Genomic DNA, 24056 nt, shown 5'->3' with positions numbered 1-24056 from the left:
GATAGCGCAAAAGGAATGTCCCTCCTATTTCTCATCCTGTAGAAATGAGAAAAAGGACTGTTCCTGTGTAGATTAATCTACTTGGGAACCAGTCCTACATCTATTACCTATAAGAAATCCTTATTCTCATACTTGCACTATGGCTTCGCAAAATAATTACTCTCATGCAGCCAATTCGCGATCTGGAAGGAGCGCAGGATATGGTCCTTCTCCTTCTCATTTGGATCCCCAACGAGTGTGCCGTTGTTCAAAATCGTGAAGTTCTTATTCGTATTCACGAGAACTTTACCCATGGCCGTCGTCTCGAATTTGGACTTGTCTACGCCCATTAAGTAAGCAAGCGTAGGCAAGGTATCAATTTGACCACCGATGGTCGAAATTTCTTCACCTGTTGAGCCCTTGCTGTAAATGATGAAAGGCAGCTTCAGCGAATGTGTTCTCCACGCTTCATTTTCCAAGGAAGGAATGGCATCGACTTGGTCTTGATAATATTTATGCACGCCAGTGTGATCACCATAAATGGCAACAACCGTCTGATCCATCAAGCCGGATTGGTCCAGCTTATCCAAGAACGCGCCAATCTGCTTATCTGTGTAATTAATCGCCTGGAAATAGGCGCCCATAATCGTCTTATCCAAGCTTGGATCAAGTTGCAGCTTTCTTGTTTTATCCGGTAAATCGAATGGCCCATGGCTGGATAAGGTAATCACATGGAGCATAAAAGGTGCTTGCAGACTTGTGACTTTATCACTTAGCTGTCTGAGATAAGACTCATCCGAAAGTCCGAGTCCAACGGTATCATCTTCCTTGTACGTACGAAGATCCCAGCTCGTTTGGTACCCGATATTATGATGAGCTTCGACCCAATTCCAGCTTCCTGCCGGTTCTGAATGGGTGGAAACCGTTTGGTAACCCATCCCTTGCATCAGCTTCGGTAACGAATTATACGTGTTCGTCGGGTAACGGAAGAAATTGGCGCCGATGCGAACAGGAAACACTGACGTGGTCGTCATGAGATCACTGTCCGAGCTTGTCCCGTTATTGACTTGCTCATAGAAGTTCGTAAAATACAGGCTGTTTCCCAGCAAGCGGTTGATGTTCGGCGTAATTTCTTGCCCGTTCACTTTCTGGCCGATCACGAAATTTTCCAGGGATTCGACCTGAATGACGATGAGGTTTTTGCCTTGGAACATCCCTTTATAACTGTTGTCCGGCAACCCCTCGGCATTACTTGCCAGCCAATCTTGCACCTCGGTATGTTGTTGTGCCGTCAAATTGATTCCCTTCGCTTCGCCAAACAAACGTAGCCCATCATAGAGATGATAGCCGATTGGAGACATGTCTGACATGGATTGGAACGGCGCCCAACTCAGCTTGAAGAACATCATCTCTCCTTTGGTTGTATCTTTGACATCAATCCGATAATGATCGTAAGACACGATTCCTACCGCAATGAACATCAGGACCAGCGCTAGAATCGGATGTCTCTTACGCTCAAGTTTGCGAGACATTATCGACGTGCTTCGCAAGCGAAAGATCGTCACGATTCCGATGAGGAATAAGTCGATGACAAACCAGAAATCAAATAGACGTATGTACGACCACAGATTTAAGTCAAGCGGGTTAAAACCGTTCGGATGCAGGACAAATCGAAGCGAAAGAAACGCTGAATACGCCCTGTAATACACGACATCGCTGATGAGCAGCAAACTAATAACAAGATTGAGCCCCATTAAATAGTTGCGGCGGCCGCGCTTTTTGAAGAACAGTCCAATCACGACAGGAAACAAAATGAGCATAAAATGGGATAAGACCGGTGGCACCGTGAAATACATTTTACCAATATTGAGCCCCGCAATACCTGGCGCATGCAGCGCGGCAAGCAAAAGCTCTGATTTCAATAGAATAGCTATGTACGTATACAACGTCAGCTTCTCGCTACTTAACAGTAAACGTAAAAAATGTTGGACCCTAGACCCCAATGTTTTTCTTCTATAGGATGATATTTGCAGCAAAGACCTTTCACCTCATACCTCGTTAATTCAAGCCGATTTTTCCATTCTATCACAAGTCCCCTTCCGATGTAGCCTACAAATATTGCAAAATGGCGAAAATAACGGCGATTATTGCGTCAAAAAGGACCTCTAAGCAGATGCTTTAAGGTCCTTTTACATGGCTATTTATTGATATCATTCAACAAATTATAGATGAGTACAGCAGCCTGTGCACGATTGGTCGTTTCTTTCGGGTGCAAGCCATTGTCATAACCATGAACGAGCCCCATGCCCACTAAGATGGCGACACTTTCCACCGCATAGTCTGAAATCGCAGGAACATCATTGAAATCAGTCAGCGCAGATGGACGAGTTGCTGCAGAGAAATGATTGGAGGCACGAAGTGCCCGATCGGTGAGTACCATCATATCCTCCCTAGTGATCGAAGCCGTCGGATGGAACTGATTCCCCTCATCACCTTGCACAATCCCCAATGTTCTAGCCGCTGCAACAGGCTGTTCATAATAGCTGCCAGCTTGGATATCGTCAAATGATGCACCGTCGGTACCCTTCAACCCAAGTGCTCTCATCAACAGCACGACGAAATCAGCGCGCGTTACGGCAGCTGCTGGGCTAAATAGGCGATCACCCGTTCCATTCACAATGCCTTTCGAAGCCAATTCTTGAATGGCATCTACAGCCCAGTCGAAATCATCGAGATCATTGAATGAGAAGGGATCATGAACGGTAAGCGCTGTGCGTGCACTTATTTGTATTGTGGCACTTACGAGCTTAGAATCAACCACTTTGACGTTATTTAAAATAAGATCTGACTTCCCATTCTGAATCGCTTCGAAATGGAGTTTGAACAAGATCTGCTCGCCCTCTAGTCCCTTCCCTTGTCCTACACGCGTATGCGCGAGTTGGATATGTGTGTCTTTGACAATGGGAGAAACGGAGAACCCAGGCACATCTGACTTGGCATCTATAAATTTTAACCTAGTAGGATCATAATCAATATTAATTTCGAATGCATACGCATCCACTAATTGATGTCCATCGATAACAACTTCAAATGATTCTCCAAGCTTAGGCAGCTGCTTCGAAATCGACATTGTAAACGTACCTGCTGAATCAGCCCCAGAGGCCCAAATTGCTGTAGGAAGGATAACCGCTACTATAAATACTAAGACGAAACTGCAAGTCAACCATTTTCGCAAAGCCATGATCGTTTTCCCCTTTCAGCGTGTAAGGAACGTATCTTGCTGTGTAAAAAGCAAAAGCTCCCGCTATGAAACTATACACAATGTATCATAGCGGAGATGCCTCAGCCCTATTCCTTTATCGAATGCCTTTTATTCCATTTCAATTAATTTAGAATACGTTGTGCTACAGCTGCCAAATCCACTAGATCAACTCTGCCATCTTTGTTGAAGTCGGCTTTTTCGAACTGTGCCCAATCTGTATCAGCTGATGTTTTACCATAAGCCGCTGCCACATTGGCCAAATCTACGACTGTGAAGACGCCATCGTTGTTCACGTCGCCTGGCGAACTTTGGTATTGCTTAGCAGCGAAGCTTGCAAGTGCGTTATTAAGATCAGTAACCGCTTGTGCTGCTAACTGTTTCGTCACATCTGGATTCGCTGCAACTTGTTTAGCCGCATCAATCGCTGATTGTAGTGTTGCTTTGGATCCTGGTACATATAGACCCACTTCGTAACCTTCTGTCGCACCACTGTACGTCGATTCCGCTGTTGCAATCTTGCCATTCAATATCGTCAGATCGACGATTGCTTTGACTAAAATCACATTCGAACTTGGTCCAAGGTTCGTGGCTGTTTGCAAATCGGCGATGGCCAAGCTGTCCAGCGAGATCGAAGTTGACGTATTATCTTCTGGCGCTTTCGCTTTCCAGTGCAGCGTCAGCACAGGTCCGTTCACATCGCCATTAGCTAAATTGGCAGTCAAGATACGTAAATGCCCAGATGTATCTTTTTGGCCGATAATCGTAATGGCGGGATTCAAGGAGTCTGCTGAAACAAATTCAATTAAGCTTGGGTCATACGTAAGTTGAATATCTTGGGCATATACACTAGACACGACATTATCCAGCTTAACTGTCGTATCGAAAGATTGCCCACTTGTAACCTTTCCACTTGCAGGTCCTACTAAGGTAGCTGAAGGAGGAACCGCTCCGTATACTCTCACCTCGTAGAGAGACCACCAACTTGAGTTCGTACCCGTTTGAACAATTTTAAAATATCTGACCAACTGCGGCGGGAAATCGACCGTAATAAGCTTATTCGTGCCTACACCTGTCGTTACTGGAGTCCCCCAATTCACGCCATCATTCGATACATAGATGGCGTATCCACGCGCATAGTCATTATTGCTTCCCGTTGAATCCATCTCTATGCTATTAATGCTTGTCGGTACTTTCATATCAATGGTAATGGATTGCTCTGGAGATGGTGCCATTGGCTTGCCTGAGCTCCAACGCGTACCCATGTCTCCATCTAATACATTTGCTACAGGATCTGCCGATGTTGAAGTCCCCGTCCATGAGGAGCGATCCAAAGCTCTTTTCGGCGTTGTAACACTTAGTGGAGCGCTCAACGCTGAATAGTTATTTCCACCATCTTTGGCTTTCACGGTATAGCTATAGGTAGTTAATGGTTTTACAGTCGTATCCACATATTCCGCAGTCGTTGTATGACCGATGAGCGTACCATCTCGATAAACATCATAGCCCGCAACGTTAAGGTTATCCGTTGATGGTGTCCAACCAATTTTGACACGATTATAAGCCGGTGTTTCCTTCGTTGCTAGGTTCGTTGGCACACTAGGTGGTATTGTGTCGCCGACATCAGTTCCATAGAAATTAATGGTTTGTCTTTGTGAGCTTCCTGATGTACCGTAAACACGCCCTCCGACACCATTAATAATGTGTGTGATTTCGCTGCCTGCTGTACCATTGAGCCAAATCGTTGTCGCATTATGGATTTTGACACCTGGCGCATCCGGCACTTCGATTGCATTCTCCAGCTTCACGGCTGCATCTCGGAAATAGGAGTAGACGCCCAATCCCCAAGCTTCATGCGAGGTGACCGTATCAGCAACTTTGTAGGAGGCATAGCCATTCTTCGTTCCATCCATCCAAGCAGCTTGATTCGGTACGTCGTATGGAATTTCGGATTGGTAGAAGTACAGACGACCACCGTTCCCATTCCACACCGTTTGATACTCATTGTGATGTTCATTGAACAAGCCGTACAACGTGACATCATCACCGTTTACGATGAGACCATTGGTCGAGACGTTTTGTGTCCAACCGGCACCCGCTCCATGGTCGGCACGCCACATCCAGAAATGATCACCGATGACATCGTCACTGTTAATGATCATTTGAGATGCATTTTGACCAACGACAGCTCCGCCAGTGCGGAAAAATAAGTCATGTAAGGATGTCGGATTGGCCGCATGATCAGCCGCACTTCCTGCTGGGCCTACTTCGAGCAACGTAGACGTCGCATTTGGACCTGCTTCATAGAGCAGCCCTGCCAATTTCACTCCATCAACATCTGCAACCTTCATGGCTGGTTTATCTGTCGTTGGAATTAATGTTGGCATCCCGATGCCAAGCACGACCGTATTTGGATTATTGATACGAATTGTATCATCCAAGTGATAGATACCCGGCGTAAACAGCAAATTCTTACCTGCTGCTAATGCCGCATTGATGTTCGCTGCAGTGGTAGTAGCTGGAATGTCTGCACGAACAATATAGAATTGGTCGATCCCAATGGAATCACCTGGCGTTGCGCCATTCGCCCAGCTTGCACCTTGCGTATTCTGGGAAAGGGAAGGAACGAATACTTGATAGTTATTTGAACCATCGATATACAGATAAGGCTTCTCACGAATAATTGGCGTATTCGGAACGACCGTATACGGCGGATCTGGGAAAGCACCGGTCGGCGTATTTTTATCACCAACAAACACCATATTCCAAACCCCATTGGACCAACTAGCCCACTGACTGTTTCTGGAAAACCATTGCTGCTGCGAAGCTGGAATAACCTGCCCATCAATGATTGAGTCTGCGAGGAAACCTCCGCTTGCCCAGCCAGCATTCCAATTCGAGTCAAAATCAAACAGGTTCAATTTACCCTTCACGTGTAAACGTCTTAGAGGTGCCGCTTGTGAAACCGCGATTTGCGTATTCCCTGGGGTAATATGGGCTGGATCCGGAATCTTTAACGTCGGGTTAATGCTGATATTTTCAATCCCCCGCCAGAAGTTTCGCGTTGCATTTCCGTTATCCCAATCCGCATTCACATTCAGCCCGCCATTGATCAACACATCATCAGGATTCTGACCCAGACCCGATACTTGTGTATTGAAGCCAACATAATAGTTACCGTTATACGTTCCTGGCTTGAAGAGGAGCGCATCTCTTTCCGTACCAAACTCACTTCTTTCTTGCCTTGCAAATACACCATCCACCGCCGTTTGAATATCAGCAGAAGCCATCGTCGGATCAAAGACATAGACATTGGGACCAAAAATCGATGAATTGGCATCAGTGATCGGCGTTGCTGCATGAGACACACCTGGTGACCATAAACTGAGGACCACTGCCATCATCGAGACAGAAGAAACTATTTTTTTCAAACTACGCATCGTATACCTCCCTTAGATTAGAACTTTGCAGACATGCTTTATTCCCTCACTTGGTAAGCGATTACATGTATATCCCCGATCACCCTCTCTTCTTGCAGTAAGTAGGATGCTGTCTCGTAGTTGATATTCTAATCATAGAAAAATAACGCTTTCATGGAAAGCGGTAAACTTAAGATGAATGGGAGGAGAATTCAAGGTATTGTCATTTTTTAACTATGATGGGTATCCTTGTTTGCAAATTCCAACAAGAGTCTCCATCAATCGACACTCCCTAATTAATCTTACGTAATATTTGGCGGCCATGGTGCTAATAAGTAAAAAACCTTCGATCCCACTTTTGTGGAACAGAAGGTTTTTCATATGAACATTAGGAATCCTACATATTCTCATCCGTATCTACAACATCAGGAGACGGCTTGTCGAGCGCTACCGGCTTTTTCAAAGGAATCGGCTTAACCGCTACAGCTCTTGGCTTCGTGTCTCCATACAGGTTCTCGAAAATCTCTTCGATTTCTTCGCCTGTCAAATCTTCGCGCTTCAGCAGCTCTTCCGCAATCGTGTGAACGAACTCCGGATACGCCAGCACTAGCTTCTTCACTTCTTGCATCTGTTGATTCAGCAGCTCATTAATCTGTGGTCGAAGGGATTTGAGTCCATCAACACGGGAGCCAACAGCCAAGAAGCTGAACAACTCATTCCCCATACCCATCATGCCCAAGTACGCACCTGCTACTTCTGTTGCACGCTGTAAATCAGACGTAACACCATTCAATTTTGTATGCAGGAACTCATCTTCTACAGCACGAGCAGCCAAACTGACCTGAATGGATACAAGCATCTCTGAATCCGTTTTGAGGTGTCGCTCATGTGTCTCCTTCGTAGCTGAGAGTCCTAATGCGCCACCACGACGAATAATGGTTACTTTCCAAACACGCGAGTGAGGTTTAAGCAAGAACTGAGCTACTGCATGCCCCGCTTCATGATAGGCGATACTCCGTTTCTCGTCGTCCTGCATGGAACGATAGGGCTGTTTAAGCCCCCACTCATACGTCTCCATGGCTGCACGGAAGTCTTCATAGCTGGCAGCTGCTGCACCTCGCTGATGAGCAATCACAACAGCTTCATTCACAATATGCTTAATTTGCGCTGGACTATAGCCGATGGAGTCCATACCAGCCTTCTCCGCTGTGAGGGAAGGATCCAGTTTTACTTTTTTCAAATAGTATTGGAAAATGTCAACCCGACCATCATAGTCAGGAACATCGACCCATAGCTGACGATCGAAACGACCAGGTCGCAGCAACGCCGAATCAAGTACATCAGGCAAGTTCGTCGCTGCAATAGTTAATACGGCAGGTCGTTCTGCCTTTTTACGGCGAAGGCCTAGTGAACGAAGTAATTTTACAAATTTGGAATTATCAATATTCGGTGGATCCATCTGTAAGAGCAGCTCATTGAGTAGACCAGAACCACCACCCATACCCATCATGCCGCCCATCGCCATACCACCGCCGCCTTGTCGGCTCATCCCGATCGCATCGATTTCATCAATGAAAATGATGCAAGCGCCATACACTTTTGCGAGCTTACGTGACTTCTTATAAATACCCATAACCTTCAGGTTCCCGACACCGAAGAACATATTCTGAAAGCTTGGTGCTGATGCATAGGCAAAAGGCACCTGTGCTTCATTAGCGATAACCTGCGCTAGGTAAGATTTCCCTGTACCCGGCGGACCGCACAGAAGTAAACCACGGACAGCCTCTCCGCCCATTTCTTTGAAATCCTTCACGCCTCTCAGCAAGGTAACAATTCGCTTGGCGTTCTCCACAATCTCCGGATTCCCTCGATAATCATCCCACGTGGAACCTGTCTCTCCAGGTAGGATCCAGTACGTTCGCCCTCGCGCCAAGAACCAGAAGAGCGCAACAAATTGGATGATCATAAAGGCCATTGCAAAAACCAGTTGCATCAGTAGGCTGGCTAAACTTAGCGCAATCCCCCAGTAGGTTGGTCCGCCAACCCATAACAGCACGCCCAACAAAACAACGGCCGTTAGCCAGAGGATGAACTTCCGCCATTTAATCCATTGATATCTCCTCATGGCTTACACTTCCTTAGTATATAAAGTTAGAATTACCCTATGAAAAAAACGAGATCTAGGCCCTACTCGAGGTAGGGCCTCCAGCTTCCTTATTGAAATCTTTTAATGATATCGAGCACATACTTGATCATCACAGCGAGGCCGCCAATGAAGTAAAAAACCACCAAAGCCCAGACTGTGGGATCAATTGAAACCATAGATAATAGGAAATTTAGTGGCAATACATAGTATAGGACATCTTTTAGATAACCTAGCACCAATGCGGGTGTAAAGGATCCTGCCCAAAAGGATTTGAAGAAGGCAATCAGAAAATCAATAAACATTAAGCCAAATATTCCCCACATCGTGTAAACTACCCAACTCTCAAGTGAAAATGTCACTTTTCATCACCACCTTCCTACATACTATGCTAGGAATACTGACGGGTGAGAAGTTGACGGATGACAACTTGATGATAGAGCGATTACATATCTATTACATACTTCACAAAGTGTAATTTTCCTTCTACATGAATGTTGTTTTAAGAAAAATATATTAATTTAGTCGGAAAATAAGACCGAAGTATGCAACGGAATCTTTGAAAATTCGTATGGTAACGACCGCTAGATAACGAAAGCGTAATCAAGTTTTGGGTACACCCATAAAAATCCATCTATTTCCGAATTATGTAATAGGTTGCACCGAACTTCAGCACGTATCGCACAATCGCAATTTTCTACTCATTCAATTTTATTAAGGAGAGAAGAAAAAGATGAAGCATTCGCGTATGAAAAAATGGTTAGTACCAACGCTTGCCTTCACACTCGTGATGGGTATGGGAACAACGGCATTTGCTCAAAACGGACATGATAACCGAGACGACAATCGCAACAACAATTCACGGTTTACGCAAGACAAATCCAAGAATGTTAATGTGAAATTCGACTTCAAGGATACACAGGGCAAAGACTTTGAATGGGCATTGCGCTACATTATGAGTCTGGCTTCCAGACGGATTTTTGATGGGTATCCAGATGGCACTTTCAAACCGCAGGAATCGGTCTCACGTATCGAAGCCATCACGGCAGCTGTACGACTAATGGGGTTGCGTGATCAAGCGGAATCCGCGGAAGAAATGGCGACTAAGCTTAATTTTAATGATGCCAAAAGCGTGCCTGCATGGGCTGTCGGTTATGTAGCCGTTGCCTTAGAGAATGATCTCTTCAGCGAGTCAGATACGAATGTTAATCCGAATCAGCCGGCAGATCGACTCTGGGCCACAACCCTCCTTGTCAAAGCGCTGAAACTTCAGAATGAAGCTGAAGCAAACATGAATGCCAAGCTTCCTTTCAAAGATGCTTCCAGTGTGCCTGCAGGCTCGATCGGTTACGTCAAAGTTGCGGTCGATAAGGGCTTAGTCAACGGCTTTGAAGACAACACCTTCCGTCCCAAACAACTCGTAACCCGCGCACAAATCGCCGCCTTACTAGATCGCGCCGGGAATCAATTACCTAGCAGCAATGATGGCTTGATCACGGGAACCGTCTCCGCTCCTGTCAGCGGCAATGTTCTTACTTTTACAACCAATGGGCAAACATCCAGTCTTCCCCTTGATGCCAATGCATTCATATTACGAAATGGTGCCCGTGTAAGCAGCTCCGCACTGCAAACGGGTGATGTCGTAAACTTCCGCTCTTATAATAACAACATTATTTTCCTCGAAGTGACACAGCTTAGCGGCAACCCAACAACGAACCCATCACAGGCTATCGGGGTTAAAACAGGTATGGTCGCAGCGGCTGTAACTGGTAACACGCTGACGCTCGTGAGCGGCGGTCAAACGATTACGCTCCCGCTCAACGCCAATGCTTTATTTTTCCGAAACGGCGCTCAAATTTCAGCTTCAGGTTTACAATTAGGCGATATTGTTAGTACACGCTCCTATAATTACGGTGTAAGCTTCGTCGAAGTCACACAATCGGTTGGCACTACAGGCACACCTACCAACTATGACAGCACAGTGACTGGAACCATGGCCTACCCGATCAGCTCCAATGCTCTTTTGGTGAACTCGAATGGCGAGGTCAAAGGTCTGCCGCTCAATACCGGAGCCATCGTCTATCGAAATGGCGCCATTACGAATGTATCCGCTCTGCAAGTGGGCGATATCTTGACCACCTATTCCTACAACAACTCAGTTGCGGTCATTGAAGTGATACAATCCGTTTCACAGCAAACGACTTCTGGCGATATGACAGGAACCCTTGTCGGTTCGGTGAGCAATAACCAAATTACCGTGACAAGCGCTGGGAAAGCCTACAGCTTTCAGCTGCATGCGAATACATTTATTTATGTCAACGGTGTGCTGTGCCCGCCTTCCGTCCTTCAACCAGGCGACGTCATTACCGTGCATTATAATAGCGGGGTCGTACTGACTGCCGAAGTATCGCAGCATGTAGATGGTTCGAATCTGTTGCTTCCTACCATCTCCTTGCTGACAGGAACCGTCGTTTCTGCCTCTAACAATACGTTAATCGTGGTTAGCGGGAATGTAGCGCAAGCAGTTACCTTGAATGATAAAGCGTTCATTTACCGCGGAGGTGTTCTGGTAAGTGCAACCGCCCTTCAGGCAGGCGATGTGATCAAGGTTCGATCCTATAACAATTCTGCCGTCTACGCCGAGGTTACACAGCTCACAACTGGAAACAATCAAAGCTTCAGCGTTTCGGGCACCTTCAACAGTGTAACGTTCAACAGTAATGGTAAAATCGCAACAATTACCCTGAATCAAACTAGCAGCAGTGGCATAGTGACCACGACAACCTATAACGTTGCATCGACCGTCACGATCTTGGGTAATATTGCGAATATGGTAGCTAATCATGCAATTCTGCTGCAAGGTACTGGCGCTACGATTCAAACGATTAGTATTCAATAGCGGGATTGTGCGTTGTATAGTTGTAAAAGAAAGCGAGCCTCCCTATATAGGAGGCTCGTTTCTTTGTAAAGCTGCTGGGTGGCGGCAGCTAGCGGATCTGAAGGGGCGAGGTAGGCGGATTTCCCGGGTATCTGCTGCTGGATTGATTTTGATTCGGTTAAGTTAGGCGGATTTTATGATTAACTACTGCTGGATCAACTCTGATTCGGTCGAGTTAGGCAGATTTTACGATTATCTACTGCTGGATTGAGTCTTATTCGGTCGAGTTAAGCGGATTTTCCGATTATCTACTGTAGGATTGACTCTGATCCGGCGAGTTAGGCGGATTTTCCGATTATCTACAGGTGAATCGACTCTGACTCGGTCAAGTTAGACTGATTTTCCGATTATCTACTGGTGAATCGTCTCTGACTCGGGCAAGTTAGGAGATTTTCCGATTATCTGTTGCCCGATTGACTCTGATTCGGTATCATTCAGGACTCCATTCTCTCCTCCAAGTCGATTTCTTCGACTTAGTCTACCTCTCAGGACTCCATTCCCTCCTGCAAGTCGATTTCTTCGACTTAGTCTACCTCTCAGGACTCCATTCCCTCCCGCAAGTCGATTCCTTCGACTTAATCAATCACTCAGAGCACAATTCGCTCCTGCAACTCGATTTCTTCGACTTAATCTACTACTCAGAACTCCATTCGCTCCTCCAAGTCTATTTCTTCGACTTATTCTACCGCTCAGAACCCCTATCGCTCCCACAACTCGATTTCTTCAACTTAGTCTACCTCTCAGGACTCCATTCCCTCCTGCAAGTCGATTTCTTCGACTTAGTCTACCTCTATGGACTCCATTTCCTTTTGCAAGTCGATTTCTTCGACTTAGTCTACCGCTCAGAACCCCTATCGCTCCCACAACTCGATTTCTTCAACTTAGTCTACCTCTCAGGACTCCATTCCCTCCTGCAAGTCGATTTCTTCGACTTAGTCTACCTCTATGGACTCCATTTCCTTTTGCAAGTCGATTTCTTCGACTTAGTCTACCGCGCGATCCGCGAGCTCACGGAATTACAATCCCGTTTGAACTTACTAGTTTCCCTACGTATGCTGTCGTGTAAGTGAGTAAGTGGCTTCCACTTACCGCAAATACAAGCTCAACGGCTGCAGCTTCAGTTCCCTCAATCCTGCGAGTACAAGCTTCGCCACTTCTATGCCGCCTTGCTGCTGGAAGTGCGTGTTGTCTTCCACGCCGTCCGGGAAATTCAGGAATTCACCGGGGGCCAGCCACATGAATAATTGTTTCGTTGCCTCCGGCCCAAGCGCCTCGAACAACGCCTTGCTGCGCGCGGCTAGATCAATCAGAGGCACCTCTTCGGCCTCCGCCAACTCGCGCATCGCCGTCAAATAGTCCCCGTGCGTATCGCGAAGGGTACCATCTTCTTCAAAAAAGCGACGCTGCACGGACGTCACCAGAATCGGGAATGCGCCCCGCTCCCGTGCACCGTCTATGTAGGTTTGCAACGTTTGCTTATACGTTGTATAAGGCTCCGTATACCTGGCTTCGTCAGGCTTCTGGTCATTATGACCGAACTGAATGAGCAGGTAATCGTGGGGTTTGATTTTGCTCCAAATCGTATCTAACACACCTTCGCGAATGAAGCTTAAAGAACTGCGCCCTGACAGCGCATAATTGGCAACCGCCGCATCGGCTTTAACGAACAAGGGAAGCATTTGCCCCCACCCTGCATAGGGGTACCCGTCTGTCGGTTGGTCAGTCACCGTTGAATCACCTGCTAAAAACAGCATACACACACTCGGTGCAGGCTCGATTTCCATCGCATTGATGCGCGGAGCTCTGCCTGTAAATGTAAGCTTTAATTGACCCTCTGTCACCCAAACGGAGAAACTCGTACGGACAAAATGCCCCGCCGATACACGCTGCCTATGAAGCATGAACCTACCTTCGCCACAGGTGATCGACGTTTCCGTTTCCGCAATATCATCGCCTAGCAGGACAGACACCCTGTATGTCCCATCTGGAACATCCACCACAAAAGATGTATTTACCGGTATGCAAAAATCTCTGCGTAAAGGGCCTACCTCGCTGCGCACCTTCGCATAGACATTCGCAACAGATGTGAATCCATATCCAACCGTTTTCTCGTATCCATCTTGCGGAGTAACTTTGGTATACCCCTCTTCTGGAGCTCCGACTCCGAAATCAAACTTATAGGTCTGTATCATGATAGATTCCTTTCTTCTTATAGCGGAATCTCTCCGCCAGGATATAAAGTCGAACTAGACAAGCGTTTCGGCTGTGGCAATGGCTGGCCTGATACACATGCTTTCACATCAAAAGCGTGACTCGCATAAATGGCAGCCCTCTCATCATTATAGATGATGACTTGTTCCGTCCCGCTCCCCGTCATATCGGCATGCACCGCATAGCCATGTAGTGGAAACTCGACAACAGTGTTCATCTCACCGTCGTACAAGGAAGGCCACACGTCTCCCCCTCTTCGGTACGCCAAAATCAAATCCAGCCCCCCTGCCTCCCAACCTCGCAGAGGCTCAATAATGGTCAGCCAACCGTCGGTTTGGCGATCTTCTTTCCAAATCTCCCGCCCTTCCCCATTTAATAGGAACAGCGCGTCCTTCCCTTTCAATCCCTTGCCATCATCTTCTCGAACAAGGCGATCTAGACCCGCTATTTGCAAGCCAGGTGAATCGCTGCAGAACTTGCCTAGAGCGATATGCTGTGACTCAATAGAACCTTCGTAGCGCCAAAGTTCTTTGCCCCAGCGATCGTACATGACCGTCACACTGCCGCCAATTACAAGCTCCGGTTCCCCGTCCCCATTCACGTCGCCAACCCAGATGCAGTCCGCATGGTCATCTAAATCATGACAGCTCCATAACTTACGTCCGTCGTGATCCAACAAATCATAACCAGCCATGACTTCATCCTTTCCATCGCCATCTAAATCGGTTACCCAGGGAAAATGCCCTGGATTCCCCTCATACGTCCATAATAAATTAAAATCGCGGTCCAATGCCCACAGCCTGTGATAGCGATCTTTCAGAATCACATCGCTGGCATAAGCACCACCGGTTAAATTAGCAACGATAATACAGTCATGCGCTTGCGCGTTCGGCAACTCATGTGAGGCCTTCACTTCCCCATTTTGCCCATTCAGAATGAGAAAGCGACCATCCATGACGCATAGCACCTCGAGAAATCCATCCCCGTCAATGTCAGCGATTTGAGCTGGATAATCCGAGCCAGGACTCCCTGCTTCAGGATCCGGCTTGCCTGTCTGCCACAGCAGCCTCCCTTCCAAATCAAAGGCCGTTAGGCACTGCACCTGATGTGGTATGTAACGAACATCTTTCCGATTGTCAGGCTGTACCAATACTATCTCCATACGACCATCTCCGTTAAGATCACCTAGGAGCATTTTACAGCGGGGTCCGGCCTCTTGAATATCAATTTTACCTATTAGAAATGGTTCTTTAATCGCTTTCCGCATTGTTTTCTCCTCCTTCATTCACCGATTCAGGAAGCCACTCCGATATGAGTTCCAACGCGATGATCGTGTTCAAAGACCATTGTGCGGCCTCATTTGTGTTCATCCAATCAATTTCACGTAATGTATCTACATGAGTAACATTGGACACCTTCTCCTGCAGATCAACCTTTGCAAATGCGCTTCCTAACAAAATCGACCAACACATCCGAGCCGTCTCATCATCCTGCTTGTAGTACGCGCCATATGCCGTTATCGCGGCACTGAGCACAGGATGTTCAAAATGTTTGGTAGATATTTGACCATGGGTCATCTTATCTTTTTCTTCCTGTGTTTGGTTATAATACACGCCAAGATCGGCCATCATGTCTTCCCATTCTGGATCCTTCAACATGCCAGCAAGCTCGAACCAGACCTGTGGTCCACCCATACAGATTGCCAAATGTCGTCCCCAATTATCGTCGCCTAGAGGCGTCAATAGGCCAGTTTTAGGATCGTAACCATAGGTTGGCCCTGAAATAAGCCGATAATTAGCCTCTTTGATACAATCGATGCCAACAAGAATCTTATCCCGATACTTTGTGTCCTCATAACGCTCCCACCGGGTCATCCAATTCGAGCTGAAAGCTGCCCAATCCGGCCCTACACGAATATGTGTCGAATGCTCATCCTTCGGGAAATACGCGCGCATCGGATCCAGATTCACGGTTGTATAATCGGAATCACGCACTTCGTCCATGACATCCCCGATTCGCTCATCTGCGGTTAAATAATAGAAGTATCGATGCAGACCCGCCATCCCAATTCGGGCTTCCTTACAGCCGCAACCCCAATGGACAACATTGTGCCTTGAACCCAGTCCTGCGTACTCGCCGAAATGGTATAGATCTACTTCACTGGTATGCCGAGTCATTGCTTCAGCCATACGGAAGATGTCACCTCGCCCCGTCCGCAAAAACATGATCCAAAGCCACATATTCGGAGCTAATTCCGTATTTTGCCATGCACATCCGCCTAAATCATAATTCCAAACATGCCTTACCGGATCGTAGCTATGCATGAAATCACCATAATCCCAGAATCCATACCATTTCCGTTGCTCGACTTCTCCTTGGTAAAATGAAATGATTCCATCGAGCCTATTCTCCAACTGCGCCTTTACCGTGCTGCTTCGATCCGGCAGGCTCCAATAGCCGAAAGCCCCCGATTCGTGATAATATGAAGGCTCGCAGACGAGCAGGAATGGTTTTTGCGTCTCTTCCTGCATATGCGCAAATAACTCTGGGTCTGGCGTTTCTCGCGTGCAGTAAAGCAACAATTCACTCGTATTGGCGATCCCATACGGAGTTGCGCGAAGTTCTTCAGCCCCTTCATACGAAGACTCAACGTGTGTTTCTGTATCATAATGCCGTAAATCCATTGGCGTTCCTTCAGGGGACCACATCCAGATGGTGAACGCAGCGTTCGATTCATCTGTACCGTGCACCTCATAACCGGATGGATGCTTTTCCCAGAAGTTGCGTAACCCCACAGCTAAGCCGCCGCCTTCACTGCCCACATATCCGAGACCACCAGCCCGTGCTCCGTCCGTTACTTTCACCCAGCTGCATCCCGCCTTCGTCCGCTTCCAAATCCGATAATGCTCGGACGAATCTTGCACGAGTTTGAAACTGCCCCACGTTGCTGAATCATCCAGCAATCCGAGAAAATAGCTATCCTCTGCGGGATCGAAATCAGTCATTTCCCCCAATGTCTGACGTTCAAATAGCTCCTTATACTTACCTTTCGTGCGACGAGTATGCAGCGTTTTGGGCGATTCACTGAAAGCTCCTCGATCACCTGCAAAGCGAATATGCCGATTATAGTGAGCGCCACGCATGGGTACACCGAAACGGATTCCTAACCCTTTGATGACATCCTCATGGGGATTGCCATCATAATAAAACGTATGCACAAGTTTAATTGTCTCCAGACCGGCATACGCATAGAGTCGTAGCGTAAAAGGAAGCCACTCCCTTGAACCTGTTGTTGAACGAAGTCTCCCGTCCAGCTTCACGACAGCTCGAATCGGTCCATCCTGTTCAATTTCAGCCCGCATTATGCGGCTTTCGAAGGTCTCTTCGCGACTCGTCCGCACACCGGATACAACGCTTTGCGCTTCCCGCAAGCAGATCAGCTCACCACCGCTGCATATTTCAATGCCATCACGGACGATACTGCGAAGCCATTGATCGCCTTGCTTTCCTAGCGTGCAGATCATAATCCCGGTATCGAGAATAATGGTCTCAGCTGTTTCGGTTACCAGAACGCGTTGAATGGCATCGGTCCTCTCTCCTTTTCCAACCACAAAGCCTGTGTGTTCGCCAGGATGAACTGCTGCTGCATGGGCCGACCATTTCACACTGCCATCCGGCCAGAAAGCCGTTGGCCAGCTTTGCATAGGCACTGTCGAAAGTCCGTTCACGGATTTCAATTGAAGTGATTCGTCACGACTCAGCTCACCTTCTCGCCATGGGATCCCCCACGTCATACCGACAGGTCTAGTTGCCTCTTCATGCAACCAGCGCAGCTTAATAGTCGAATTCATAACCAAGCGATCATCTCCTTTTCACATGTAGCCTCATTGTAGAAAGATGATTTCTTGCCAACAAGCGGACATTATTGTCTAGCAGTGATCGAACCGTTTGCACTATTTTGTTTACCTTGTACATTGTTGTTTATGAAGATCGACTGAGTTCTCGATAGCGAGTTGGCGTCATGCCCTCCTGCTTTTTGAAGATCCGATTAAAATACGTATGCTGATAGCCCACCTGATCGGCCACATCGTTGATACGCATTTCTGAGTCCCTGAGCAGCTCTTTGGCCTTATCCATGCGAAGCTCGGTCAAATAGTCGATAAAGTTTTTACCCGTCACCAGCTTAAAGGACCTGCTCAGGAAAAAAGGATTCGTCCCTGTATGCTCAGCGCAGTTATCTAACGAGATATCCTGCCTATAATTGATTTGTAAGTAAATCATCGCCTGCTCAATAATACGTTTCACTTGTGCATCGGACCGGCCTGATAGCTCCTTCATAAAGGGTCTCAGCACTTTTTCCTGAAACCAAGCCAAGATTCTCGAAGATTCCCGTATCTGAGAAAGTTGCTCATATAAGTTCGCTCCCTTAAAAAGCCGGTTGGGATTAATCCCAGATACCATAATCGCATGCTGAACATTGCCTAATAAATGCAGCATCCCTTGTTGTACCTCGATTTCTTTGGCTCCTTTACAGGTTAAAACCTCTAAGAATGCCACGAGCAGCTCGCTCGCTTCCCCTTCTTTTCCGGTCCGTAAAGCTTGAATTAGCTCCCGTTCCTGGGTAAATGGGTATTGTAGTTCCATATCCTCATCTCCTGCGAAGTTGTCCTGCTCCAAATCTATTATCTGATTCACATGATCGAAATAGCGAAAGCTTACTGCTTGCTTCGCGCGCTCGAAAGCCATGGGAATTTCTGAAACGCGAAGAACGGGTCGACTAATCGCTAAAGTCATTCTCATTTTTAAAATCCGGTTAATCGACAGTTTTAATTCATCGCTAAAGGATTGACAGGATTCTGTAAGTGACTGTCCCTCTGGACAAATTAGCAGAATACCCGCTGTCAGGTCATGGAAATTAAGGACGTTACTCTGTTCAAAATATTGCGAAGCCAACTCTTCCATCATATTCACAGCCGCGAAGGTCACGAGCCCTTCTTCTCCAAGCCGAAAGTTTCCTTCTACGCTCGTTATCCCAATTAATTGGACATAGAGAATAACGAATTGCTTATTCTTCACTTCCCACTTAAAACGCTCCATTCTGGTCAGTAAATCATCCTCTGAATACGCATTCAAATATCCCTGTAAAAGCTGATGTAAAAAGCTGTCTTTTAAGTGTGGCATCTGCTCGGTCAGTTTCGAATTCAGCGCCAAACTCTCGTTATGCATATGCATCCATTGCGACTCTAGTAACGAAAATTCATCTTTCAGCTCATGAGCCGTCGTATTCCCTCCAAGCATCGTGACTAACCGTTTAACAGGCACATAAATACGGCGCGAAGCTAACCAGGCGAGCAAGCCTGCGAGCAATAAAGCGATGAGACTAACGGTAATAATTAATTTCGAGATAAAAACAACCGGCGAAGTAATATTCGAAATGGGGGAAGCGGACACGAACGTCCAATCTTCCGCTATTCGGGTTAAGCTGCCATAAGAAACCGTATAGGTAGAGCCCTTCCAATCCATGAAGAAGGAGCCTTTCTTGGAGGATTCTAAGGCTATTTTGTCACGAAGCGCCTGTACAAAAGGGGATGACGCCGTGTTGCCATTCGCTGAAACGAACAGTTCACCTGTATCTTGAATCAAGAACGTCTCTCCCTCGTCATACGGTGTCAACGTATTGAGCATATTGGCCACCTTTTGACTATCAAAACGAAAAACTAAGACGCCAAACGGGTTCAAACTTCCCCCGGGAATGTGATGGACAAGCGTTAAATCTTTGTTCTCCGGATGTGCAGGATCAAAGGACCATTGCGTCCAGTAGGTCGTATTTTGCCCATGGATGAGCGGTTCATAACGATTGATCGGCATATTTCGTTCATCAAGTTTCATGTATTCAGGCGTGAATAACACCGAACTATTCCCACCTATGTATAGCTCCGCTCGCTTCACCATCGCATTAGAGCCCTGCATCGCAACTAAGGTTCTCGTAATATCTTGCGTGCGTTCAAAATTTCGAACAAAATCAAAGCCATTTAAGCTATAGTCAAATTTGTTATCAAATGCCCAGTGTGAAAGCAATAATTCCAGATTGCCCAATTGATCATCGATGTTCTGTGACCGTTGCTCGATTTGCCTATAGTGCAGCTGCAGCAGTTCACTTTCTACACGCCCGCCTGCTATCCAGTAAACCAGTGCACCCATCAGTAGACCTGGAATTCCCGATACGATGAAAATGGTGATTAAACTCTTTCTAAAGAAGCGTCCTTGTCCACCGATTGTCTTGCCAAGTCGTCTGGCAAGTCCTTCTCTTACTGCTCGTAACATGCACTCACCAACCGTTCGAAAGTTTAGTTTGGAGCGTAGACTTTACCTTAAAGCGTATAACGATTAGCGAGAAGGTGGAAGAGAATTTCCAGTGGATTTGTATTAATTTTCCGACTTTTTGGCGTTGTGCGTTCAAAAAAAGCCGTGTCCCCAGACACGGCTTCCACCTTATTTCTTTGCTGCAGCATACAACTCATTCATTTCTTTCACTAGATCATCGCCACCGGATTTCTTCCACGTCTCAAACGCTGCCTTCAAAGCGGCTTCGTCACTTTGGCCGACGATGAATTTAATGCGTGCATCGTTAATGATGTTATCCAACTGCTGACCTTTTTGCGAGTAAACCGAGGAGATGAACGGCTCAGCTGGATTGGCTACGATGTACTGCTCCGCATCCTTCTGGATCTGTGTCGTTTGCAAACGAAGCGGTGTTTGCTTCACCTTCAGGCCGCGATCCTCTGGGATGAACGGCAGCATTTGGTTTAAGCCTTCCACTTCGGACTCGAGAAGCGCTGTATCTTTACTTGGCACGAGCGCATCACCTTCCTTGGTGTAATGCTTGCCTTCAATGCCGTATCCAGCTAATGTTTGAAGATCAGGCTCATTCATTTGATCCAAAAATTTCAAAACACGCTTGAGCTCATCCTCCGTCTTCACGCTGGATTTGGAAATGGCGAGGATACCTGCAAATCCGGAGGTCGGTAATGCTTTCAGGCCATTTTTGCCAGTGACACCAATCATATTATCTACATAATGAATGTTAGGATTATCTTTGCCCTCTTTGGCAAGCGCCGCATGTATGCGATCATCAATACGTGTCGCTGTATCCGTTACGTCTACAATGACCCCTGCTTGATTATTGACGATAGGATCGTTCCACTTCGCTGAATCAAATACCGCAAAATCTTGATTGATCAGCTTCTCATCATACAGCTTTTTCATGAATTTAAGCGCTTCCAAATATTCTGCAGTTTGATGCTCAGGTACAAGCTTCCCATCTACGATACCCCATTTATTTGGCGCCCCGAACCAGAGCTTAATGGTATCGAAGCCGCTTGCCCATTGCCCCGTCCATTTGACCAAAACCATACCATATGTGTCATCCTTGCCATTTTTATCGGGATCTTTCTCTTTAAATGCTTTGAGCATCGCGTAGAAATCATCAATCGTTTTGGGCGGCTGCATACCAACAGCTTCTAGCCAGTCTTTCCGATAGTTGATCCCATTTCGACCCAAAGCACGGCCGCGATAAATGCCATAGTTTTTCCCCTCAATGGACGAATTGTTCATGATGACTTGATTGGATTTACTGAGATTCGGGTAATCTTTCAAGTATTTTCCAACTTCCCAGAACGCACCCGATTTAGCCGCATTTACGAAACTTGGGTTCTTTACATCACCAACATAGATGATCTGTGGCAGCTTCCCTGAAGCCAATGTAATATTAAATTTATCCGTGTACGACGCGTTAGGCACCCACTCCAGATGAATATTCGTATTCGTTTTTTTCTCAATTTCGGTCGTAACGGGCCCATCATCTTTCGGGAAATTCGTCTTGAAGATCGGAAGCATAATGCTGAGATCAAGTGGAGCAAGATTCTCTGGCGCCTTGGTCTGTGCAGCCGCTTGTGTTGGAGAAATAGATGCTGCCGGTGTCGCTGAGCCCTCTTTGTCACTGCTGCATCCAACGATGGTCGTCATAACTGCTGTGCCTACAGTTGCTACGGAAACCCATTTTTTCGCATTATTTTTCATCTAATCATGCCTCCTCTAGGATATGGACTTGCCTCTATCGTAATCCGTTACCCCTTGACCGAACCGATCAAGACCCCTTTGGCAAAATGTTTTTGCAGGAACGGATAGACAAGCAGGATTGGGATGGTGCCTACGACGATAACGGCCATCTTAATAGATTGTTCGGGCGGTTGCACAAAATTGGGATCCATGGAATTGATATCTCCTGCTGCTGCCTGTGATAATAAAACGATTTGTCTAAGCAATACTTGCAGAGGCCATTTTGCAGGGTCATTGATGTATAGCAAGGCCGAGAAGAAATTGTTCCAATGTCCGACGGCATAAAATAACGTAAAGGTTGCCAGCACTGGCATAGATAACGGCAGTACGATTCGCCAGAGTAGACCAAGCTCTGTACATCCATCGATTTTCGCTGCTTCCTCTAGCTCCGGGGGGAGCTCTTGGAAAAAGTTTTTGACAATAATGAGGTTAAAGGCGCTAATTGCACCAGGAATCATCAAAGCCCAATAAGTGTCCAACATATGCAGTTCGCGAATGACCAGATAGGTCGGAATTAATCCACCGCCAAACAGCATAGAGAAAATGATCAAATTCAAGACAGTATTCCGCCCCATCAAACTCCGCTTGGATAAGGCATAAGCCATGGTGACTGTGAAAAACAGATTCACAAAGGTACCTACGATCATGACATAGAGGGATACCCCGATACTTTGCATAATCGTATCCGTGGAGAATATAAAACGGTAGGCCGATAAGGTAAACGTCTCCGGAATGAGAAAAACCGCTCGCCTCGTTAACTCTGCATCCGATGCAAATGACCCGGCAATGACATAGAGAAACGGTAATATGGCAACGATGCCAATGACGCCAAGTACAACATAATTACTCACATCGAAGATGGTTCCAGAAACACTCTTATATTGTTTGGCCAAAACCCTCTCCTCCTTTACTCCATAGTAATCGGATCCTAGTAAATGCCTGATTGACCAAAACGTTTGGCTGTCCAGTTTGCGCCTAGGACCAAGATGACGCCAATAACCGCTTTGAACAAGCCGACAGCTGTACTGTAACTAAATGCTCCCTGTGTGATCCCCATCATGTAGACATAGGTATCGAATACTTCTGCCACATCCCGGTTCAGCGGATTTAACATAAGAAATATTTGTTCAAATCCATTATCCAGCACATCCCCCATCCGTAAGATGAGCAGGATGACGATGGTGCTTCGAATCGAAGGCAGTGTAATATGCCACAGCTGTCTCCAGCGATTGGCTCCATCCGTGATGGCTGCTTCATACTGTTCTACATCTACGCCAGCTAACGCTGCCAGAAAAATAATTGTTCCAAAACCGCATTCCTTCCACATCGTTTGAAGGATGATCATCGGCCGGAACCAGCTCGGACTAGCGAGAAAATCAATTTTATGTCCAACATATTTCTGTAATAGTTCATTTACGAGCCCGCCTTGTGTTGTTAGGAAAACATAAGTCAAGCTAGCAACGATGACTAAAGAGATAAAATGCGGCACATAAATCAAGGTTTGAATCGTTCTTTTGTAGAGATTTACTTTTATCTCATTCAGAAGTAAGGCCAGTACAATCGGTGCCGGGAAGTAGAAGACCAAATTGTAGAATGAGAGCAACAGCGTATTACGGAGCAGCATAAAGAACTCCGGATTTTGAAAAAATACACGAAAATGCTCCAAGCCAACCCAATCGCTCTTCCAAAATCCAAGAAAGGGCTGATAGTTCTTAAAGGCAAGCAGCACACCCCACATGGGTACATACTTGAAAATAATGAAATACAACAAGCCCGGCATCATCAGCACGTAGATCCATTTATCCTTGCGCAACCTGCTACACATCTGCGTTCTACGATGTACTTTTACATCTGAAGCTTGAACGATCCCTATGTCGCTAGAAGCAGCCTCTTGCTTCATTCTCTTCACCTCCATCTGTTGATCGCCTTGTTCGCGTTGTAGCCCTATTATGTCTCGACTGGCATTTACCGCCAATCAGACATTCTTGT

The 24056-nt window shown here is 46.5% G+C and carries 13 protein-coding genes; 1 reads left to right on the top strand and 12 read right to left on the bottom strand.

The genetic code is table 11. The annotated features are described in order from the left end of the window. Nucleotides 1-137: 137 nt before the first annotated feature. The 5 genes from A8709_RS11475 to A8709_RS11455 all read right to left on the bottom strand — a co-directional run bounded on the left by A8709_RS11475 (nucleotide 138) and on the right by A8709_RS11455 (nucleotide 9162). Complete coding sequence (locus A8709_RS11475; protein ID WP_167357057.1) at nucleotides 138-1925, bottom strand: LTA synthase family protein; 1788 nt, start codon at nucleotides 1923-1925, stop codon at nucleotides 138-140. Nucleotides 1926-2176: 251 nt separating this feature from the next. Then, complete coding sequence (locus A8709_RS11470; RefSeq protein ID WP_065852477.1) at nucleotides 2177-3220, bottom strand: S-layer homology domain-containing protein; 1044 nt, start codon at nucleotides 3218-3220, stop codon at nucleotides 2177-2179. A gap of 143 nt (nucleotides 3221-3363) precedes the next feature. After that, a complete protein-coding gene (locus tag A8709_RS11465) occupies nucleotides 3364-6678 on the bottom strand; it encodes a discoidin domain-containing protein (RefSeq protein WP_065852476.1) in 3315 nt (1104 codons plus the stop codon). Nucleotides 6679-7054: 376 nt separating this feature from the next. After that, nucleotides 7055-8782: an AAA family ATPase gene (locus A8709_RS11460; protein WP_084224833.1), complete on the bottom strand. Its 1728-nt coding sequence runs from the start codon at nucleotides 8780-8782 to the stop codon at nucleotides 7055-7057. An 89-nt stretch (nucleotides 8783-8871) separates the two neighbouring features. Further along, nucleotides 8872-9162 carry a hypothetical protein gene (locus A8709_RS11455; protein ID WP_084224832.1) on the bottom strand — a complete coding sequence of 97 codons (291 nt, stop codon included), beginning with the start codon at nucleotides 9160-9162 and terminating at the stop codon, nucleotides 8872-8874. 386 nt (nucleotides 9163-9548) lie between these two features. Here A8709_RS11455 and A8709_RS11450 point away from each other — a divergent pair, with 386 nt between their 5' ends. Beyond that, a complete protein-coding gene (locus A8709_RS11450; RefSeq protein ID WP_208607668.1) occupies nucleotides 9549-11699 on the top strand; it encodes an S-layer homology domain-containing protein in 2151 nt (716 codons plus the stop codon). Nucleotides 11700-12823: 1124 nt separating this feature from the next. Here the strand turns inward: A8709_RS11450 and A8709_RS11440 are convergent. From A8709_RS11440 to A8709_RS11410, 7 genes are all read right to left on the bottom strand, one after another. Further along, the gene (locus tag A8709_RS11440; RefSeq protein ID WP_065852473.1) at nucleotides 12824-13930 is read right to left on the bottom strand and encodes a rhamnogalacturonan acetylesterase; all 1107 of its coding nucleotides are present in this window, start codon (nucleotides 13928-13930) and stop codon (nucleotides 12824-12826) included. Between the two features lie 17 nt (nucleotides 13931-13947). After that, nucleotides 13948-15216 carry an FG-GAP-like repeat-containing protein gene (locus A8709_RS11435; RefSeq protein ID WP_065852472.1) on the bottom strand — a complete coding sequence of 423 codons (1269 nt, stop codon included), beginning with the start codon at nucleotides 15214-15216 and terminating at the stop codon, nucleotides 13948-13950. Then, nucleotides 15200-17800, bottom strand: coding sequence for an exo-rhamnogalacturonan lyase family protein (locus A8709_RS11430; protein WP_065852658.1), 2601 nt, complete (start codon nucleotides 17798-17800; stop codon nucleotides 15200-15202). Before A8709_RS11430 ends, A8709_RS11435 begins: the two co-directional genes overlap by 17 nt. A gap of 130 nt (nucleotides 17801-17930) precedes the next feature. Beyond that, nucleotides 17931-20273 carry an AraC family transcriptional regulator gene (locus tag A8709_RS11425; protein WP_065852471.1) on the bottom strand — a complete coding sequence of 781 codons (2343 nt, stop codon included), beginning with the start codon at nucleotides 20271-20273 and terminating at the stop codon, nucleotides 17931-17933. A 168-nt stretch (nucleotides 20274-20441) separates the two neighbouring features. Further along, nucleotides 20442-22028, bottom strand: coding sequence for an extracellular solute-binding protein (locus A8709_RS11420; RefSeq protein ID WP_065852470.1), 1587 nt, complete (start codon nucleotides 22026-22028; stop codon nucleotides 20442-20444). 47 nt (nucleotides 22029-22075) lie between these two features. Then, complete coding sequence (locus tag A8709_RS11415; RefSeq protein ID WP_065852469.1) at nucleotides 22076-22960, bottom strand: carbohydrate ABC transporter permease; 885 nt, start codon at nucleotides 22958-22960, stop codon at nucleotides 22076-22078. Between the two features lie 35 nt (nucleotides 22961-22995). Beyond that, nucleotides 22996-23967: an ABC transporter permease gene (locus A8709_RS11410; RefSeq protein ID WP_065852468.1), complete on the bottom strand. Its 972-nt coding sequence runs from the start codon at nucleotides 23965-23967 to the stop codon at nucleotides 22996-22998. Between the last annotated feature and the right edge of the window lie 89 nt (nucleotides 23968-24056).

This window comes from Paenibacillus pectinilyticus (assembly GCF_001700435.1).
Lineage (GTDB): Bacteria > Bacillota > Bacilli > Paenibacillales > NBRC-103111 > Paenibacillus_E > Paenibacillus_E pectinilyticus.
The sequence above is the reverse complement of the archived record's forward strand: the minus strand, read 5'-3'. Positions and strand labels throughout refer to the sequence as shown.

What these genes read in the sequence shown, in the direction of transcription:
- A8709_RS11470 (WP_065852477.1), bottom strand. Translation starts at nt 3,220, where the DNA reads ATGGCTTTGCGAAAATGGTTGACTTGCAGTTTCGTCTTAGTATTTATA.
- A8709_RS11465 (WP_065852476.1), bottom strand. Translation starts at nt 6,678, where the DNA reads ATGCGTAGTTTGAAAAAAATAGTTTCTTCTGTCTCGATGATGGCAGTG.
- A8709_RS11460 (WP_084224833.1), bottom strand. Translation starts at nt 8,782, where the DNA reads ATGAGGAGATATCAATGGATTAAATGGCGGAAGTTCATCCTCTGGCTA.
- A8709_RS11450 (WP_208607668.1), top strand. Translation starts at nt 9,549, where the DNA reads ATGAAAAAATGGTTAGTACCAACGCTTGCCTTCACACTCGTGATGGGT.
- A8709_RS11440 (WP_065852473.1), bottom strand. Translation starts at nt 13,930, where the DNA reads ATGATACAGACCTATAAGTTTGATTTCGGAGTCGGAGCTCCAGAAGAG.
- A8709_RS11435 (WP_065852472.1), bottom strand. Translation starts at nt 15,216, where the DNA reads ATGCGGAAAGCGATTAAAGAACCATTTCTAATAGGTAAAATTGATATT.
- A8709_RS11430 (WP_065852658.1), bottom strand. Translation starts at nt 17,800, where the DNA reads ATGAATTCGACTATTAAGCTGCGCTGGTTGCATGAAGAGGCAACTAGA.
- A8709_RS11425 (WP_065852471.1), bottom strand. Translation starts at nt 20,273, where the DNA reads ATGTTACGAGCAGTAAGAGAAGGACTTGCCAGACGACTTGGCAAGACA.
- A8709_RS11420 (WP_065852470.1), bottom strand. Translation starts at nt 22,028, where the DNA reads ATGAAAAATAATGCGAAAAAATGGGTTTCCGTAGCAACTGTAGGCACA.
- A8709_RS11410 (WP_065852468.1), bottom strand. Translation starts at nt 23,967, where the DNA reads ATGAAGCAAGAGGCTGCTTCTAGCGACATAGGGATCGTTCAAGCTTCA.